The sequence below is a fragment of the Variovorax sp. WS11 genome (genome assembly GCF_010499245.1).
In the GTDB taxonomy this organism is placed as follows: domain Bacteria; phylum Pseudomonadota; class Gammaproteobacteria; order Burkholderiales; family Burkholderiaceae_C; genus Variovorax.
Genome location: NZ_JAAGOW010000001.1, coordinates 511997 through 529862, shown reverse-complemented (window position 1 = coordinate 529862; position 17866 = coordinate 511997). Strand labels below are relative to the sequence as shown.

At 68.7% G+C, this 17866-nt stretch carries 19 protein-coding genes; 17 read left to right on the top strand and 2 right to left on the bottom strand.

Annotated elements, in window-relative coordinates:
- Positions 1 to 2 precede the first annotated feature (2 nt).
- The 17 genes from ndk to GXN78_RS02745 all read left to right on the top strand — a co-directional run bounded on the left by ndk (position 3) and on the right by GXN78_RS02745 (position 16468).
- Positions 3 to 422 carry a nucleoside-diphosphate kinase gene (ndk, locus tag GXN78_RS02825; protein ID WP_106558206.1) on the top strand — a complete coding sequence of 140 codons (420 nt, stop codon included), beginning with the start codon at positions 3 to 5 and terminating at the stop codon, positions 420 to 422.
- Positions 423 to 443: 21 nt separating this feature from the next.
- Complete coding sequence (rlmN, locus tag GXN78_RS02820) at positions 444 to 1592, top strand: 23S rRNA (adenine(2503)-C(2))-methyltransferase RlmN (RefSeq protein WP_106558207.1); 1149 nt, start codon at positions 444 to 446, stop codon at positions 1590 to 1592.
- A 4-nt stretch (positions 1593 to 1596) separates the two neighbouring features.
- The gene (gene pilW / locus GXN78_RS02815; protein ID WP_106558208.1) at positions 1597 to 2427 is read left to right on the top strand and encodes a type IV pilus biogenesis/stability protein PilW; all 831 of its coding nucleotides are present in this window, start codon (positions 1597 to 1599) and stop codon (positions 2425 to 2427) included.
- Positions 2420 to 3343 carry a helix-turn-helix domain-containing protein gene (locus tag GXN78_RS02810; RefSeq protein ID WP_106558209.1) on the top strand — a complete coding sequence of 308 codons (924 nt, stop codon included), beginning with the start codon at positions 2420 to 2422 and terminating at the stop codon, positions 3341 to 3343. The genes pilW and GXN78_RS02810 overlap by 8 nt, the downstream gene beginning before the upstream one ends.
- On the top strand, positions 3340 to 4635 hold the full coding sequence (ispG, locus tag GXN78_RS02805; protein ID WP_239142581.1) for a flavodoxin-dependent (E)-4-hydroxy-3-methylbut-2-enyl-diphosphate synthase: 1296 nt from the start codon (positions 3340 to 3342) through the stop codon (positions 4633 to 4635). Before GXN78_RS02810 ends, ispG begins: the two co-directional genes overlap by 4 nt.
- A 12-nt stretch (positions 4636 to 4647) precedes the next feature.
- Positions 4648 to 5958, top strand: a complete 1311-nt coding sequence (gene hisS / locus GXN78_RS02800) for a histidine--tRNA ligase (protein WP_106558210.1) — start codon at positions 4648 to 4650, stop codon at positions 5956 to 5958.
- 6 nt (positions 5959 to 5964) lie between these two features.
- Positions 5965 to 6654 carry a tetratricopeptide repeat protein gene (locus tag GXN78_RS02795; RefSeq protein WP_106558211.1) on the top strand — a complete coding sequence of 230 codons (690 nt, stop codon included), beginning with the start codon at positions 5965 to 5967 and terminating at the stop codon, positions 6652 to 6654.
- A complete protein-coding gene (gene bamB / locus GXN78_RS02790; RefSeq protein ID WP_106558212.1) occupies positions 6651 to 7796 on the top strand; it encodes an outer membrane protein assembly factor BamB in 1146 nt (381 codons plus the stop codon). Before GXN78_RS02795 ends, bamB begins: the two co-directional genes overlap by 4 nt.
- 18 nt (positions 7797 to 7814) lie before the next feature.
- Positions 7815 to 9158 (top strand): ribosome biogenesis GTPase Der, encoded by a 1344-nt coding sequence (gene der, locus GXN78_RS02785; RefSeq protein WP_106558213.1) that lies wholly within the window; start codon positions 7815 to 7817, stop codon positions 9156 to 9158.
- Between the two features lie 172 nt (positions 9159 to 9330).
- Positions 9331 to 9594 (top strand): RNA chaperone Hfq, encoded by a 264-nt coding sequence (hfq, locus tag GXN78_RS02780; protein WP_181360597.1) that lies wholly within the window; start codon positions 9331 to 9333, stop codon positions 9592 to 9594.
- Between the two features lie 52 nt (positions 9595 to 9646).
- Positions 9647 to 10837, top strand: a complete 1191-nt coding sequence (gene hflX / locus GXN78_RS02775) for a GTPase HflX (RefSeq protein ID WP_106558214.1) — start codon at positions 9647 to 9649, stop codon at positions 10835 to 10837.
- Between the two features lie 52 nt (positions 10838 to 10889).
- On the top strand, positions 10890 to 12212 hold the full coding sequence (hflK, locus tag GXN78_RS02770) for an FtsH protease activity modulator HflK (RefSeq protein WP_106558215.1): 1323 nt from the start codon (positions 10890 to 10892) through the stop codon (positions 12210 to 12212).
- 14 nt (positions 12213 to 12226) lie between these two features.
- On the top strand, positions 12227 to 13126 hold the full coding sequence (gene hflC, locus GXN78_RS02765) for a protease modulator HflC (protein ID WP_106558216.1): 900 nt from the start codon (positions 12227 to 12229) through the stop codon (positions 13124 to 13126).
- 15 nt (positions 13127 to 13141) lie between these two features.
- Positions 13142 to 13330 (top strand): DUF2065 domain-containing protein, encoded by a 189-nt coding sequence (locus GXN78_RS02760; RefSeq protein WP_106558217.1) that lies wholly within the window; start codon positions 13142 to 13144, stop codon positions 13328 to 13330.
- A 73-nt stretch (positions 13331 to 13403) separates the two neighbouring features.
- Positions 13404 to 14555: an ATP phosphoribosyltransferase regulatory subunit gene (locus GXN78_RS02755; protein ID WP_106558218.1), complete on the top strand. Its 1152-nt coding sequence runs from the start codon at positions 13404 to 13406 to the stop codon at positions 14553 to 14555.
- Between the two features lie 20 nt (positions 14556 to 14575).
- Complete coding sequence (locus GXN78_RS02750) at positions 14576 to 15907, top strand: adenylosuccinate synthase (protein WP_106558219.1); 1332 nt, start codon at positions 14576 to 14578, stop codon at positions 15905 to 15907.
- Between the two features lie 36 nt (positions 15908 to 15943).
- Complete coding sequence (locus GXN78_RS02745) at positions 15944 to 16468, top strand: phosphoribosyltransferase (RefSeq protein WP_106558220.1); 525 nt, start codon at positions 15944 to 15946, stop codon at positions 16466 to 16468.
- Positions 16469 to 16489: 21 nt separating this feature from the next.
- Here GXN78_RS02745 and GXN78_RS02740 read toward each other — a convergent pair whose 3' ends face one another.
- On the bottom strand, positions 16490 to 16933 hold the full coding sequence (locus GXN78_RS02740) for a VOC family protein (protein WP_106558221.1): 444 nt from the start codon (positions 16931 to 16933) through the stop codon (positions 16490 to 16492).
- Positions 16920 to 17834, bottom strand: coding sequence for an AraC family transcriptional regulator (locus tag GXN78_RS02735; protein WP_106558222.1), 915 nt, complete (start codon positions 17832 to 17834; stop codon positions 16920 to 16922). The genes GXN78_RS02740 and GXN78_RS02735 overlap by 14 nt, the downstream gene beginning before the upstream one ends.
- Positions 17835 to 17866 lie beyond the last annotated feature (32 nt).

Genomic DNA, 17866 nt, shown 5'->3' with positions numbered 1-17866 from the left:
CAATGGCCATCGAACGCACCCTCTCCATCATCAAGCCCGACGCCGTGGCGAAGAACGTCATCGGCAAGATCGTCTCCCGCTTCGAGGCCGCCGGCCTCAAGATCATCGCCGCCAAGCTGGTGCAACTGTCGCAGGCCGACGCCGAGCAGTTCTACGCCGTGCACAAGGAGCGCCCCTTCTTCAAGGACCTGGTCAGCTTCATGATCTCGGGCCCTGTGTTCGTGCAGGCCCTCGAGGGCGAGGACGCCATCGCCAAGAACCGCGACCTGATGGGCGCAACCGACCCGAAGAAGGCCGCCCCGGGCACCATCCGCGCCGACTTCGCGGACAGCATCGACGCCAACGCCGTCCACGGTTCGGACGCCGTCGAAACCGCGAAGGTTGAAATCGCCTTCTTCTTCCCCGAGCTCAAGGCCCGCTGAGGCGGAGCCTTCCCCCGCGCAATGACCACGGCCAACCTGCTCGACTTCGATCTCGAGGGGCTGGCCGCGTTCTGCGAAAAGCTCGGCGAGAAGCGCTTCCGCGCCACCCAGCTCTTCCGCTGGATCCACCAGCGCGGCGCGAGCGACTTCGCGCAGATGACCGACCTCGCGAAGTCGCTGCGCGAAAAGCTCGCGGGCAGCGCGCGCGTCGAGGCCCTGCCGGTCCTCACGCAGCAGGAATCGGCCGACGGCACCATCAAGTGGCTGTTCGACGTCGGCGACGGCAATGCGGTCGAGGCCGTGTTCATCCCCGAGGACGACCGCGGCACGCTATGCGTGTCCTCGCAGGCCGGCTGTGCCGTGGGCTGCCGCTTCTGCTCCACCGGCCACCAGGGCTTCAGCCGCAACCTGAGCACCGGCGAGATCGTGGCCCAGCTGTGGTTCGCCGAGCACTTCCTGCGCAAGCACCTCAAGCGCGACGAACGCGTGATCTCCAACGTCGTGATGATGGGCATGGGCGAGCCGCTGCAGAACTATGCAGCGCTGGTGCCGGCCCTGCGCACCATGCTCGACGACAACGCCTACGGGCTGTCGCGCCGGCGGGTGACGGTGTCGACCTCCGGCGTGGTGCCCATGATCGACCGGCTCGGCGCCGATTGCCCGGTGGCGCTGGCCGTGTCGCTGCATGCGCCCAACGATGCGCTGCGCGACGACCTGGTGCCGCTCAACCGCAAATACCCCCTGGTCGAGCTGCTGGAGGCCTGTCAGCGCTACCTGGCGCATGCGCCGCGCGACTTCATCACCTTCGAGTACTGCATGCTCGACGGCGTGAACGACCAGCCCGAACATGCACGCCAGCTGGTCGAGCTGGTGCGCTCGCAGGGCATCTCCTGCAAGTTCAACCTCATCCCCTTCAACCCCTTCCCGGCCTCCGGACTGTTGCGCTCGCCGCAGCCGCGCGTGCTCGCCTTCGCCAAGCTCCTGAGCGAAGCCGGCATCGTGACCACGGTGCGCAAGACCCGCGGCGACGACATCGACGCGGCCTGCGGCCAACTGGCCGGCGACGTGAGGGACCGTACCAACGCCGCCCAGCGCATGGCGCAGCGGCGCACCGTGGTGCTGCACCCGGCGCGCAAGAAACCCGCCCCTTCCACCGCCCAGGAGCGATGAATCGATGATCAAGGCCCCTTCGACCGCGCAGCAGCGGATGATGCAAGCGCTCTTCGGCGTTGCGGCGGCAGTCCTGCTCGCCGCCTGCGCCACCAAGGATGCCGGCGTGGCCAGCACGGCCGGCAACGCTGCCGGCATCATGACGGACTCGGACGAAGGCAATGCCCGCAAGCGCGCCCGCCTGCGCATCGAGCTGGCCGTCGGCTACTTCGAGCAGGGGCAGCCCACGGTCGCGCTGGACGAGATCAAGCAGGCGCTGGCCGCCGATCCGACCTTCGCCGACGCCTACAACCTGCGCGGCCTGGTCTACATGCGCCTGGACGATGCCGGCCTGGCCGAGGACAGCTTCCGCCGTGCGATTGCACTGAACCCGCGCGACGCCAACGCGCTGCACAACTACGGCTGGCTTCTGTGCCAGCAGAACCGCTTCGGCGATGCGCAGCAGCAGTTCTCGGCGGCCCTCGCCATTCCCAGCTACGGCGACCGCGCAAAGACCCTGATGACGCAGGGCGTGTGCCAGGTGCGCGCCGGCCAGCGTACCGAGGCCGAGCGCAGCCTGACGCAGGCCTACGAGCTCGACGCCGGCAACCCGGTGATCGGCTACAACCTGGCTTCGCTGCTGGCGCAGCGCGAGGACTGGTCGCGTGCGCAGTTCTATATCCGCCGCATCAACAACGGGCCCTCGGCCAGCGCCGAGACGCTGTGGCTGGGCATCAAGGTCGAGCGCCGTCTCAACAACCGCGATGCGGTCACCCAGCTCGCCGGCCAGCTGCAGCGGCGCTTCCCCCAATCGCGCGAGGCTGGTGCCTATGAGCGCGGCAACTTCAATGATTGAGAAGGCGAGCGAGTTCGGGGCCTCCGCTGCGGTACCCCTGATGTCCGGCGACAGCACCCACATGAGCGCCGGGGACATGCTGCGCCAGGCGCGCGAGGCGCACGGCCTGCACCTCGACATGGTCGCCGCCGCGCTCAAGGTCACGCCGCAGAAGCTGGCCGCGCTGGAGTCCGACGACATCGAGGCCTTGCCCGATCCGGTGTTCGCGCGCGCGCTGGCCGCCAGCGTGTGCCGCGCGCTGCGCATCGATCCGGCGCCGGTGCTGGCCAAGCTGCCCGGCGCGCAGCCCGCGGGCCTGGCGCAGGCAGACCGGACCATGAGCAAGGCCCTGCCTTCGCAGGTGCGCGCCGGCAACGCCTCGAGCGGCCTTCCGTCGCGTGCGCTGCTGACGGTGGTCGTGCTGCTGCTGATCGGCGCGGCGGTGCTGTTCTGGCTGCCGCAATCGATCTTCGACCGCGTCGGCGAGGCGATCTCGCAGATCATGAGCCGTTCCGAGACGAGCGAGGCTTCCGTGCCAGCCTCGCAGGCGCCGGCAGTGCGTGGCCAAGTCGGCAGTGTCGTCGAGGCGGTTCAGCCTGCGGTCCCGCTGGCGGCAGCCCCTTCCCCCGCGACCCCGGCGGTGCCGGCGCCCGCTGCGGCGACACCGGCGGTCCAGGCCCCGGCGAGCGCCGGCGCGGACCTGATCGTCTTCGTCGCGCGCGAGGACTCGTGGATCACGGTGAACGATTCCACCGGCAAATCTCTGCTGCGCCGCACGGTGCAGGCCGGCGAGACCGTCGGCCTGGGCGGCGCCTTGCCCCTGTCGGTGGTCGTCGGCCGTGCTTCGGGCGTTGACGTGCAGGTGCGCGGCAAGGCCTTCGACCTGAAGCCGGTAACGCGCGGCGGCGGTGTGGCCCGTTTCGAGGTGAAGCCATGAACGATGACACGGTGATGGACCAGAACTGCCTCCCCATCGAGTCGGCCGCGCCGCGTGCGCGCCGCTCCCGCCAGGCCAGCGTGGTCTGGGGCCCTCGCACCGTCACCGTCGGCGGCGATGCGCCGGTGCGGGTGCAGTCGATGACCAACACCGACACGGTGGACGCCATCGGCACCGCGATCCAGGTCAAGGAGCTCGCGCAGGCCGGCTCGGAGATGGTGCGCATCACCGTCAACACGCCCGAGGCCGCGGCGCAGGTGCCCTACATCCGCGAGCAGCTCGACCGCATGGGCGTCGACGTGCCGCTGATCGGCGACTTCCACTACAACGGCCACCGCCTGCTGACCGACTTCCCGGCCTGCGCCGAGGCGCTCAGCAAGTACCGCATCAATCCCGGCAACGTGGGCAAGGGCGACAAGCGCGACCGCCAGTTCGGCCAGATGATCGATGCCGCCATGCGCTGGAACAAGCCGGTGCGCATCGGCGTGAACTGGGGCAGCCTCGACCAGGAGCTCCTGGCCAGCCTGATGGATGTGAACAGCCGCCGTGCCGAGCCCTGGGACGCCAAGCAAGTGATGTACGAAGCGCTGGTGAGCTCGGCCATCGGCTCGGCGCAGCTCGCCGAATCGATGGGCATGGCGGGCAGCCAGATCATCCTGAGCTGCAAGGTGAGCGGCGTGCAGGACCTGATCTCGGTCTACCGCGAGCTGGCCAAGCGCTGCGACTACGCGCTGCACCTGGGCCTGACCGAAGCCGGCATGGGCACCAAGGGCACGGTGGCCTCGGCGACCGCGCTGTCGATCCTGCTGCAGGAAGGCATCGGCGACACCATCCGCGTCTCGCTCACGCCGCAGCCCGGCGAATCGCGCACGCAGGAGGTGGTGATTTCCAATGAAATCCTCCAGGCCCTGGGTCTGCGCGTGTTCGTGCCCAGCGTCACCGCCTGCCCCGGCTGCGGGCGCACCACCAGCACCACCTTCCAGGAACTGGCCAAGCAGATCGACGACTACCTGCGCATGCAGATGCCGGTCTGGCGCACCAAGTATCCGGGGGTCGAGACGATGAAGGTGGCCGTCATGGGCTGCATCGTCAACGGCCCCGGCGAGAGCAAGCACGCCGACATCGGCATCAGCCTGCCCGGCACCGGCGAGGCGCCGGCCGCGCCCGTCTTCATCGATGGCGAGAAGGCGCTCACGCTGCGCGGCGAGAACATCGCCGCCGAGTTCCATCAACTGGTCGAAAACTACGTCGAGAAACGCTTCGGCGGCGCGCCTGCTGCGCAACCCGCCTGAGCATTCACACCCATGGCTGACAAACTGAATGCCGTCAAAGGCATGAACGACACCTTGCCGCCGGAATCGGCGCGCTGGGAATGGCTCGAGGGCGTCGTGCGCGAGCTGATGTTGCGCTACGCCTACCGCAATGTCCGCACGCCGATCCTGGAGCACACGGCGCTGTTCGTGCGCGGCATCGGCGAGGTCACGGACATCGTCGAGAAGGAGATGTACTCCTTCCACGACCGCTCCGACAAGTACGGCGACAACGACCACCTGACGCTGCGCCCCGAGAACACCGCCGGCATCGTGCGCGCCGCGATCGAGCACAACATGCTCTACGACGGCGGCAAGCGCCTGTGGGCCATCGGGCCGATGTTCCGGCGCGAGAAGCCGCAGCGCGGGCGCTTCCGCCAGTTTCACCAGATCGACGTCGAGGCGCTGGGCTTCGCCGGGCCGGACGTCGATGCCGAACTGGTCCTGCTGGCGAGCGCGCTGTGGAAGGCCATCGGCCTGACCGACGTGCGCCTGGAGATCAACAGCCTGGGCCAGCCGGCCGAGCGCGCGCAGCACCGGGCCCAGCTGATTGCGCACTTCGAGGCGCACGCCGACCAGCTCGACGAGGACGCGAGGCGCCGCCTGCACAGCAATCCGCTGCGCATCCTCGACACCAAGAATCCGGCGATGAAGGCGATGGTGGACGCGGCGCCGAAGCTGATCGACTTTCTCGGCGCCGAGTCGCTGGCGCACTTCGACGGGCTGAAGGCCATCCTCGATGCCAACGGCATCGCCTACACCGTCAATCCGCGCCTGGTGCGCGGCCTCGACTACTACAACCTCAGCGTCTTCGAGTTCGTGACCGACCGGCTCGGCTCGCAGGGCACGGTGTGCGCCGGCGGGCGCTACGACGGCCTGTTCGAGCAGCTCGGCGGCAAGCCCGCGCCCGCGGTGGGCTGGGCCATCGGCGTGGAGCGCGTGCTCGAGCTGGTGAAGGAGCAGGGCACCGCGATCCCCGTGCCGGCGCCCGACGCCTATGCGGTGGTGCCCGACGCGGCCGCGATGCCGGTCGCGCTGCGCACGCTGCAGCAACTGCGCGAGGCCGGCGTGCGGGTGCAAATGCATGCCGCCACGGCCGACGGCATGGGCAGCTTCAAGTCGCAGTTCAAGAAGGCCGACAGCAGCGGCGCCACCTATGCGCTGATCTTCGGCGCCGACGAACTGGCGCGCGGCGAACTCACGGTGAAGGCGCTGCGCGACGGCACCGGGGCCCAGGTCGCCCGCCCGCTGGCCGATCCGGGCGCCTGGGCCGCCACCCTACAATCCCCGGCTCCCAACAACTGACAGCGCATGGCCACCCATCTCGATCTCGAAGAACAGGAACAGCTCGACCAGCTCAAGCATTTCTGGAACACCTACGGCACGCTGATCACCTGGGTCGTGGTGCTGGCGGCCGGTGCCTTCCTGGCCTGGACCGGCTGGCAGTACTGGCAGCGCGAGCAGTCGGCGCGCGCCTCGGCGCTCTACGACGAGCTCGAGCGCGGCGCGCAGGCCGGCGACACGGCGCGTGTCGAGCGCGCACTCGCCGACATGAAGAGCAAGTTCGCCGGCACCGCCTATGGCCAGCAGGGTGGCCTGCTGGCCGCGCGCGTGCTGCACGAGAAGGGCAATGCCGAGGCCTCGCGCGCGGCGCTCGCCTGGGTCGCGGAGCACGGCGAAGACGCCGGCTACCAAGCCGTCGCCCGGCTGCGCCTCGCCAGCGAGCTGCTGGAGGCCAAGTCCTACGACGAAGCGCTCAAGCAGCTCTCGGGCAGCATGCCCAAGGAATTCGAGGCCCTCGCGGCCGACCGCAAGGGCGACATCTACATGACCCAAGGCAAGCGCGAAGAGGCCAAGGCCGAGTACCGCAAGGCCTGGACCGCCTTCCCGCCGGGCAACGAGTACCGCCGCTTGGTCGAGATCAAGCTCAACGCGGTCGGCGTCGATCCCAAGAGCCTGGCCTCGGCCGGCACCGCATCTCCCGCCAAGACCACACCATGAATTTCAGCCAGCGTTCGATGCTTCCTGCCTCCCTCCTGCGCGCCGGGGCTGCCGCGCTCGCCGCCGCCGCGCTTGCGGCCTGCTCCGGCACGCCCAAGCCCAAGCCCGCCGAGCTGGCGCCCAACCAGGCGGTGCTCGGCGTGCGGCAGGCCTGGAACATTCGCATCCCGAAGGTGGAGTTCCCGCTCACCACCGACGTGAGCGGCGACATGGTGACGGTGGCAGGCAGCGACGGCACGGTGGTCATGATCGACGCCCGCTCGGGCCAGGAGTCCTGGCGCGCCAGCGTGGGCGCACCGCTGTCGGCCGGCGTGGGCAGCGACGGCTCGCTGGTGGCCGTGATCACCAACGGCAACGAACTCGTCGCGCTGCAAGGCGGCAAGGTGCTGTGGCGCCAGCGCCTCCCTGCCCAGTCGTTCACTGCGCCGCTGGTGGCCGGCCGCCGCGTCTTCGTGCAGACCGCGGACCGCACCACCAGCGCCTGGGACGGCCAGACCGGCCGCCGCCTGTGGTCGCAGACGCGCACCGCCGAGAACCTGGTGCTGAAGCGCTCCGGCGTGCTGATCGCCGTCGGCGACACGCTGGTGGCGGGCGTCGGCGGCCGGCTGGTCGGCATCAACCCGGCCAACGGCACGTCGCGCTGGGAATCGCCGATCGCCGCGCCGCGCGGCACCAATGACGTGGAGCGCCTGGTCGACCTGACCGGCAGCGTGAGCCGCGTCGGCGACTCCGTCTGCGCGCGCGCCTACTACGCCAGCGTCGGCTGCGTCGACGCCTCGCGCGGTACGCTGCTGTGGAGCAAGCCGGCCAACGGCGCCGACGGCGTCGCCGGCGACGACCGCTTCATCTACGGCACCGAGGAGAACGGCAACGTGGTGGCCTGGCGCCGCAACGACGGCGAACGCGCCTGGCAGATCGACCGCTTCAAGTACCGCGTGCTGACCTCGCCGCTGGCGGTCGGGCGCTCGCTCGTCATCGGCGACAGCACGGGCCTCGTGCACGTGATCTCGCGCGAGGACGGCGCACCGCTCAACCGCCTGACGCCCGATGGCTCGGCCATCGCCGCGGCGCCCGTGCTCTCGGGCAACACGGTTGTGGTCGTCACGCGCAACGGCGGCGTCTTCGGCTTTCGGCCTGAATAACGCAGCGAGCGCTCGACCATGAAACCCGTCATTGCGCTGGTCGGGCGCCCCAACGTCGGCAAGTCGACGCTGTTCAACCGCCTGACCCAGACGCGCGACGCCATCGTCGCCGACTTTGCCGGCCTCACGCGCGACCGCCATTACGGCAATGGCCGCCAGGGCCCGCACGAGTTCATCGTCATCGACACCGGCGGCTTCGAGCCCGACGCGGGCAGCGGCATCTTCAAGGAGATGGCCAAGCAGACCCGCCAGGCCGTGGCCGAAGCCGATGTCGTGATCTTCGTGGTCGATGCGCGCGAGGGGGTCTCGGCGCAGGACCACGACATTGCCAACGAGCTGCGCCGCCTCGGCAAGCCCTGTGTGCTGGCGGCCAACAAGGCCGAGGGCATGAAGGACAACGCACGGCTTGCCGAGTTCTACGAGCTGGGCTTCGGCGAGGTGCACGGCGTCTCGGCCGCGCATGGACAGGGCATCCGCGGTCTGGTCGAGCTCGCGCTCGAGCCGCTGGCGCTGCCCGAGCCGGACGACGAGGACGAGGAAGACGACGTCAACAAGCCGATCAAGCTGGCCGTCGCAGGCCGGCCCAATGCGGGCAAGTCCACCCTCATCAACACCTGGCTCGGCGAGGAGCGGCTGGTCGCCTTCGATCTGCCCGGCACCACGCGCGACGCGATCTCGGTGCCCTTCGAGCGCAACGGCCAGCGCTTTGAGCTGATCGACACGGCGGGTCTCCGGCGCAAGGGCAAAGTGTTCGAGGCGATCGAGAAGTTCTCGGTGGTCAAGACGCTGCAGGCCATCGAGTCGGCCAACGTGGTGCTGCTGCTCATCGACGCCACCCTGGGCATAACCGATCAGGATGCCCACATCGCCGGCTACATCCTGGAGAGCGGTCGCGCGGTGGTGATCGCGATCAACAAGTGGGACGCGGTCGACAGCTACCAGCGCGAGCAGATCCAGCGCCAGATCGAGACCCGGCTGGCATTCCTGAAGTTCGCCTCGCTGCACTTCATCTCGGCCACCCGGCGCCAGGGCCTGGGCCCGCTGTGGCAGGCCATTGCGCAGGCCCACAAGTCTGCCACCCGCAAGATGTCGACGCCGGTGCTCACGCGTCTGCTGCTGGAGGCCGTGCAGTTCCAGACGCCCAAGAAGTCGGGCATGTTCCGCCCCAAGTTGCGCTATGCGCACCAGGGCGGCATGAACCCGCCGGTGATCATCATCCACGGCAACTCGCTGGAGCATGTCACCGAGGCCTATCGGCGCTTTCTCGAGGGGCGCTTCCGCAAGGAGTTCGACTTGGTCGGCACGCCCTTGCGCATCGAATTCAAGACCTCGCACAATCCGTACGCGGACAAGGAAGGCTGAGAGGCTGTGAGTGGTGCAGCGCGTGCCGCATTCCGGGGCGCGGTCGGGCGGCGCGAGCAGTGCCGGCGCCCGAAGTTCCACCTCTGAAGTGCCGTTATTTTTTGGGGGCTATGAGGGTTTCGTGCTGCAGTGCGGAAGTGCTGTGTTAAGGTGACCGGTCCAACAACTACTCTTGAACACGGAGAATATCGTGAGCAATAAAGGGCAACTTCTACAAGACCCCTTTCTGAACACCTTGCGTCGAGAGCACGTGCCGGTTTCCATTTATTTGGTCAACGGCATCAAGCTGCAAGGGCAGATCGAGTCTTTCGATCAGTACGTCGTGTTGCTTCGCAATACGGTGACCCAGATGGTCTACAAACACGCCATCTCCACCATCGTGCCGGGACGGGCCGTCAACTTCTCGGCGAACGAGAGCGACGAAGCTGCTGCCTGAGTGCACGGAGCGCGGCGGCTCGCCCGCCGCGCTTTCTCCCCATTGATTCCGCTTGTCTGAACTGAATTCCCGGAAAGACGGTGCCGTCGTTCTCGTCGGCGTCGATTTCGGGTTGCCCCATTTCGACGGCGAACTCGAGGAACTCGGCTTGCTCGCGCAGACCGCCGGCCTCTCACCGGTCGCGCGCCTGATCGCCAAGCGGCGGGCGCCCGATGCGGCGCTCTTCGTCGGCAGCGGCAAGGCCCAAGAGATCCGCGAACTGGCCGACCTGCACGGCGCCGGCGAGGTGATCTTCGACCAAGCCCTGAGCCCGGCGCAGCAACGCAACCTCGAGCGCGAGCTCGGGGTCGCGGTGTACGACCGAACCTTCCTGATCCTCGAGATCTTCGCCCAGCGTGCGCGCTCCCACGAGGGCAAGCTGCAGGTCGAGCTGGCGCGGCTGCAATACCTGAGCACGCACCTGGTGCGGCGCTGGTCCCACCTGGAGCGCCAGCGCGGCGGCATCGGCACGCGCGGCGGCCCGGGCGAGACGCAGATCGAACTCGACCGCCGCATGATCGGCGACGCCATCCGGCGCACGCGCGACCGGCTCGCCAAGGTGCAGCGCCAGCGCGGCACCCAGCGGCGCCAGCGCGAGCGACGCGACACCTTCAACATCTCGCTGGTCGGCTACACCAACGCCGGCAAGTCCTCGCTGTTCAATGCGCTGGTAAAGGCGCGCGCCTATGCGGCCGACCAGCTCTTCGCCACGCTGGACACCACCACGCGGCACCTGTACCTGGGCGACGCGGCCCGCAAGGTGTCGATCTCCGACACCGTGGGCTTCATCCGCGACCTGCCGCACGGCCTGATCGACGCCTTCAAGGCCACCCTGCAGGAGGCGGTCGACGCCGACCTGCTTCTGCATGTGGTGGACGCCTCCAATCCGCACCATCCCGAGCAGATGGCCGAGGTGCAATCGGTGCTTCGCGAGATCGGCGCCGACACCGTGCCGCAGCTCCTGGTCTTCAACAAGCTTGACGCGCTCGAGGCTGCGCAGCGGCCGCTCGCGCTCGCCGACGAGATTGAGCTCGACGGCGCGCAGGTGTCGCGCATCTTCCTGAGCGCCCACACGGGCGAGGGCGTGCCGGCGCTGCGGGCCGAGCTCGCGCGGCGCGCACCGTCGGTCTCCGGAGCCATGACCCCAGAGCCGGACACCGAATTGCACGATGCCGCCGGCGGATTGGCACAATCCCCTCACTGACCAGAGAAGAGATCGAATGAATGCAAAGCCAGTGTGGAGACGGTTTCAGGGCATGTTCAACCTGAATGACGGGCGTTGGGGCCGGGGCGACGAGCCGTCCTCGAAAGACGACCGCCCCAATGCCAACCGCCCCGACGACGACTCCGGATCTTCCGGCAACAACAACCGCCCCCGCGGCCAGGGGCCGAACCAGGGGCCGCCGGATCTCGACGAGCTCTGGCGCGACTTCAACCGAAAGCTCGGCGGCCTGTTCGGCGGCGGCCGCGGTGGCAACGGCGGCCGTCCGAACGGCGGCAATGGCGGCAACGGCATGAAACCCGACATGAAGAACGCGGGCGTCGGCCTGGGCCTGGTGGCGGCGGTCGCCGTGCTGATCTGGCTGGGCACCGGCTTCTTCATCGTCAACGAAGGCCACCAGGCCGTGATCACCCAGTTCGGCCGCTACAAGACGACCGTGGGAGCGGGCTTCAACTGGCGCCTGCCGTACCCGATCCAGCGCCACGAGGTCGTGGTCGTGACGCAGATCCGCTCCATCGACGTCGGCCGCGACTCGATCGTGCGATCGACCGGCCTGCGCGAGTCGGCCATGCTCACCGAGGACGAGAACATCGTCGAGATCAAGTTCGCCGTGCAGTACCGCCTGAGCGACGCGCGCGCCTACCTCTACGAGAGCAAGAGCCCGACCGATGCGGTGGTGCAGGTGGCCGAGACGGCGGTGCGCGAGGTGGTCGGCAAGATGAAGATGGATGCGGCGCTGGCCGAGGAGCGCGACCAGATCGCGCCGCGCGTGCGCACCCTGATGCAGACCATCCTGGACCGCTACAAGGTGGGCGTCGAGGTGGTGGGCATCAACCTGCAGCAGGGCGGGCTGCGTCCGCCGGAGCAGGTGCAGGCCGCCTTCGACGACGTGCTCAAGGCCGGCCAGGAGCGCGAGCGCGCCAAGAACGAGGCCCAAGCCTATGCCAACGACGTGGTGCCGCGCGCCACCGGTACCGCCTCGCGCCTGAAGGAAGAGTCCGAGGCCTACAAAGCCCGGATCGTTGCCCAGGCACAGGGCGACGCACAGCGCTTCAGCGCGGTGCTGGCCGAGTACCAGCGCGCGCCCCAGGTCACGCGCGACCGCATGTACACCGACGCCATGCAGCAGATCTACACCAACACCACCAAAGTGCTGGTCGATTCCAAGCAGGGCTCCAACCTGCTGTACCTGCCGCTCGACAAGCTGATTACCCAGAGCGCGGCCGGCGCGCCCGCCGATGGCGCCAGCCCGAACGTGGCCGGCACCGCGCCGCCGCAGTCGTCGGTCATCCCGGTCGTCCCGCCCAACGACGCGCGTGCGCGCGACGGCCGCTCGCGTGACCGCGACGTGCGCTGAGGAGCAACACAACAATGAACAGACTTGGCTTCATCGTTTCGTCGGTCCTGGTGGCGCTCGCGCTGCTGAGCTCCACGCTCTTCGTGGTCGACCAGCGCCAGTTCGGCGTGGTCTACGCCCTTGGCCAGATCAAGGAAGTGATCACCGAGCCGGGCTTGAACTTCAAGCTGCCGCCGCCCTTCCAGAATGTGTCGTACATCGACAAGCGCCTGCTCACGCTGTCCAGCCTCGATCCCGAGCCCATGCTCACGCTCGAGAAGCAGCGCGTGGTGGTCGACTGGTATGTGCGATGGCGCATCACCAACCCTTCGGAATACATCCGCAACGTCGGCCTCGACGAGAACGCGGGCGCCGTGCAGCTCAACCGCGTGGTGCGCAACGCTTTCCAGGAGAACGTCAACAAGCGCACCGTGCGCGACCTGATCTCCACCCGCCGCGAAGCCCTCATGAACGACGTGCAGCGCGAGATGCTGGCCGTGGTGAAGGGCACCAAGCCCTGGGGCATCGACATCATCGACGTGCGGGTCACGCGCGTCGACTACGTGGAAGCGATCACCGAGTCGGTGTACCGCCGGATGGAGGCCGAGCGCAAGCGCGTGGCCAACGAGCTGCGTTCCACCGGCTTCGCCGAGGGCGAGAAGATCCGCGCCGACGCCGACCGCCAGCGCGAGGTGATCGTGGCCAATGCCTACCGCGACGCCCAGAAGATCAAGGGCGAGGGCGATGCGCGCGCCGCGTCGGCCTATGCCGAGGCCTTCGGCCGCGACCCGCAGTTCGCGCAGTTCTACCGCAGCCTCGATGCCTACAAGCAGAGCTTCAACAAGAAGAGCGACGTGATGGTGCTGGACCCTTCGTCGGACTTCTTCCGCGCGATGCAGAGCTCGGGTGGAGCGGCGGCAGCGGGGCGCCGCTAGGCGCAGCGTTCGGGCGTGAGCGCAGAGACCTTCTGGAGCGCGCTGGCGCTGGTACTGGTGATCGAGGGCATCCTGCCCTTCGTCTCGCCCGGCGGCTGGCGGCGCGGCTTCGGCCAGCTCATGCAGTTGCGCGACGGGCAGCTGCGCTTCTTCGGGCTCTGCAGCATCCTGCTGGGCCTCTTTCTGCTCTGGGTCCTCGCCTGAGGCCGGTTTCGACGCGGGAAGGCGGGCCGCGATGGCCCGGTAGAATCCGGGTTTAACCACGCCCCCGATCCCCATGTCCGCCTGGGTCCTCCCGGATCACATTGCCGATGTGCTGCCCTCCGAGGCGCGTCACATCGAAGAACTTCGACGCCAGCTGCTCGACACCGCCCGTGGCTACGGCTGCGAGCTGGTGATGCCGCCGCTGCTGGAGCATCTGGAGTCCCTTCTCTCCGGCACCGGCGAAGCGCTGGACCTGCAGACTTTCAAGCTGGTGGACCAGCTTTCCGGGCGCAGCATGGGCTTGCGCGCGGACACCACGCCTCAGGTTGCGCGCATCGACGCCCACCTTCTCAACCGCCGCGGCGTCGCGCGCCTTTGCTATTGCGGGCCGGTGCTGCACACCCGGCCCGACCGCCCGCACGCGACCCGCGAGCCGCTGCAGTTCGGCGCCGAGATCTACGGCCATGCCGGCCTGGAGGCCGACACCGAAGTGCTGCGCCTCGCGCTCGACTGCCTGCGCGCGGCCGGAGTGCGCCACCCCGTCATCGTCGACCTGGCCGATGCGCGCATCGTGCGTGCGCTGTTCGCCGGCGTGCCGGTCGATGCGGCGAGCATCGCGCGCGTGCACGCGGCCCTGGCCGCCAAGGACCCCAGCGGCCTGCGCGAGATCACGGCGGACTTTCCCGCCGCGGCGCGCGAGGGCCTGCTCGCGCTGCTGCATCTCTATGGCGACGCCGCGGTGCTGGACGAGGCGGCCAAGGCCCTGCCCGATACGGCCGGCATGCGCCAGGCGCTTGCCGATCTGAAGCAGTTGGCCCAGCGCCTAGCCGGCGCTCGCGTCAGCTTCGACTTGGCCGACCTGCGCGGCTATGCCTATTACAGCGGCATGCGCTTCGGCATCTACACGGAAGGCGCCAGCGACGCGCTGGTGCGCGGCGGCCGCTATGACGAGGTGGGCGCGATCTTCGGTCGCAACCGCCCGGCCGTCGGCTTCAGCCTCGACGTGCGCGAGCTGGTGGGCGTGCTGCCGGCGCGGCCCTTGCGCGCCGCGATCCGCGCGCCCTGGAGCGACGCCCAGGGGCTCGCCCAGACCATTGCCGCGCTGCGCAGCCAGGGCGAGACCGTGGTTTGCGCACTGCCCGGCCACGAGAGCGAGATCGACGAATTCCACTGCGACCGCGAGCTGGTCGAGCACGGCGGGCAGTGGAAAGTCCAAGCCATCTGAATCTTCAAAAGCGAAACATCATGAGCGTTACCACCGGACGAAACGTGGTCGTCGTCGGCACCCAATGGGGCGACGAGGGCAAGGGCAAACTGGTCGACTGGCTGACAGAGAGCGCGCAGGGCGTGGTCCGCTTCCAGGGCGGCCACAACGCGGGCCACACGCTGGTCATCAACGGCGTGAAGACGGCGCTGCACCTGATCCCCAGCGGCATCATGCGGCCCGGCGTCAAGTGCTACATCGGCAACGGCGTGGTGCTGTCGGCGGCCAAGCTCTTCGAGGAGATCGAGGGGCTGGAGAAGGCCGGCGTCGAGGTGCGTTCGCGCCTGCGCATCAGCGAGGCGTGCCCGCTGATCCTGCCTTTCCACGCCGCGCTGGACATCGCGCGCGAGGCCTACCGCGAGAAGGGCGGCATCGAGAAGATCGGCACCACCGGCCGCGGCATCGGCCCGGCCTACGAGGACAAGATCGCGCGCCGCGCGCTGCGTGTGCAGGATCTCAAGCACCCGGAACGCTTCGCCGCCAAGCTGCGCGTGCTGCTCGAGCTGCACAACCATGTGCTCACCCAGGTGCTGAGTGCGCCGGCGATCGAGTTCGATGCGGTCTACGACGAGGCGATGCGCCACGCGGAACTGCTCAAGCCCATGATGGCCGACGTCTCGCGCGAGCTGAACGACGCCCATCGTGCAGGCGCCAACCTGTTGTTCGAGGGCGCGCAGGGCACGCTGCTGGACGTCGACCACGGCACCTACCCCTACGTGACCTCCAGCAACTGCGTGGCCGGCAACGCCGCGGCCGGCGCGGGCGTGGGGCCGGGCCTGCTGCACTACATCCTGGGCATCACCAAGGCCTATTGCACGCGCGTCGGCGGCGGACCCTTCCCGACCGAGCTCGAATGGGACAAGCCCGGCACCGTCGGCTGGCACCTGAGCACGGTGGGCGCCGAGAAGGGCGTGACCACTGGCCGCAGCCGCCGCTGCGGCTGGTTCGACGCCGCGCTCCTCAAGCGCTCGGCGCAGGTCAACGGGCTCTCCGGCCTGTGCATCACCAAGCTCGACGTGCTCGATGGCCTGAAGGAGCTGCTGCTGTGCACCGGCTACGAGCTCGACGGCGAGTACACCGACATCCTGCCGCTGGGCGCCGACGAGATCGCGCGCTGCAAGCCGGTCTACGAAACCCTGGAAGGCTGGAGCGAGAGCACCGTGGGCATCACCCAGTACGACAAGCTGCCGGTCAATGCGCGGCTCTACCTGCAGCGCATCGAGCAGGTCACGGGCGTGCCGATCCACATGGTGTCGACCAGCCCGGACCGCGATCACACGATCATGATGCGGCACCCCTACCTGGCCGACTGACTGACGAACGACCACCCCCCGAGGAGAAGGCTTCCCATGCTGACCGAAGACGGCAAACACCTGTACGTGAGCTATGACGAGTACCACAACCTGATCGAAAAGCTCGCGATCAAGGTGCACCAGTCGGGCTGGCAGTTCGACACCATCCTGTGCCTCGCCCGCGGCGGCATGCGGCCGGGCGACGTGCTGTCGCGCATTTTCGACAAGCCGCTGGCCATCATGTCCACCAGCTCCTATCGCGCCGATGCCGGCACGATCCAGGGGCACCTGGACATCGCCCGCTACATCACCACGCCCAAGGGCGAGATCGCGGGCCGGGTGCTGCTGGTCGACGACCTGGCCGACTCCGGCCACACGCTGCACGCGGTGGTGGAGATGCTCAAGAGCAACTACCAGCCGATCACCGAGCTGCGCAGCGCCGTGATCTGGACCAAGGCGATCTCGACCTTCACGCCCGACTACTCGGTCGAGTACCTGGCCACCAACCCCTGGATCCACCAGCCCTTCGAGGGCTACGACTCGATGGGCGCCGACAAGCTGATCGAGAAGTGGTCGGTCTGAAAAGCTGAGGCGTCCGAAGCCTCACTTCGGCTTCATCATCTCGGTGTAGCGGCGCTGCATCTCCTCGGTCGACAGCTGCTCGATGCTGTGGCCGATGTTCCAGCGGTGACCGAAGGGATCGCGAAAAGACCCCGAGCGCTCGCCGTAGAACTGGTCCTGCACCGCGATCTCGAGCGTGGCGCCGGCTTTCTGCGCGCGCTCGACGATCGCATCGGCATCGTCCACGTGCAGGTGGATCGTGACCGAGGTCGCTCCGGTGCTCAAGGGGCCGCGGATGCCGTACTCGGGAAACTCGTCGCACAGCATCAGCGTGGTGCCGCCGAAGTCGAGTTCCGCATGGCCGATGCGCCCGCTGGGCTCGGTCAGCCTGAATTTCTCGGTCGCGCCGAACACCTCGCCGTACCAGGCGATCGCCTTGGCGGTGTCGTTCACGCAAAGGTAGGCAAACAATTCATGGATGGCCATCGAGGACTCCTTTGGGATGGTGGGTCTGGCCGCGATTCTGCGAAGGCCCGGCCCCACCGTCTTGGACGAAATTGAACCCGGCCGGCACATGATTCGGCGAGGCCGGCGCAGCGCGGCGGTAGGCCTGCGGCGTCATGCCCGCGATCTCCAGGAAATCACGGTTGAAATGCGACTGGTCGCTGTAGCCGGCCTCCAGTGCGAATTCCACCCAGGGCAGGGCGCGCGTGCCGGGTCCGGCCGCCATCACACGCTGCAGCCGTTGCACCCGCTGCAGCTGCTTGGGCGCAAGGCCCGCCGCGTCGCGGAACAGCGTGATGAAGCGCCGGTGGCTGTAGCCGCTGGCCTGCACCAGCACGCGGATCGGCACGCCGCCGCCCAGCCCGGCCAGGGCCCGGGCCACCGCCGGATGCATGGCCTGGGGCTGTGGCGCGAGGCGCTCGGCCAGCAGGGTCTCGAAGGCGGCGAGCCGGGCTTCGGGGCTGCCGGCCGCGTGCACCCGCTCCAGCGCCTCCTGCGCGGCGCGGTCGCCCCAGAGTGCTTCCAGCGGCGTGTGGCGTTCGGCCAGCTCGCCGGCCGGCAGGCCGAAGAGCGCCCGTGCCGCGCCGGGCCGTAGTTGCGCGCCCACCGAGCCGGTCGCGACCGAGACGTCGCGCGCATAGAAGGCCGAGCGAGCGCCGCCGACGATCGCCCAACCCACGGTGTAGCCCGCCGTATCCGCCGCCCCGGCGAACAGCCGCAGTGGCGGGCCGGAGAGGCGCAGCACCAGATGCATGTCGCCGGTCGGCAGCACATGTTCGCGCGGCGGCGTGGCGAGGCTGCCGGCGCTGCGGCCAGGCGCCGACACCCACAGGGAGCGGACGTAGGGCCGCAGCCGGGGACCGGGTGAACGCGTCAGCAGCATGCCCCATTGTCGGACGCACGCTCCGGCACGTC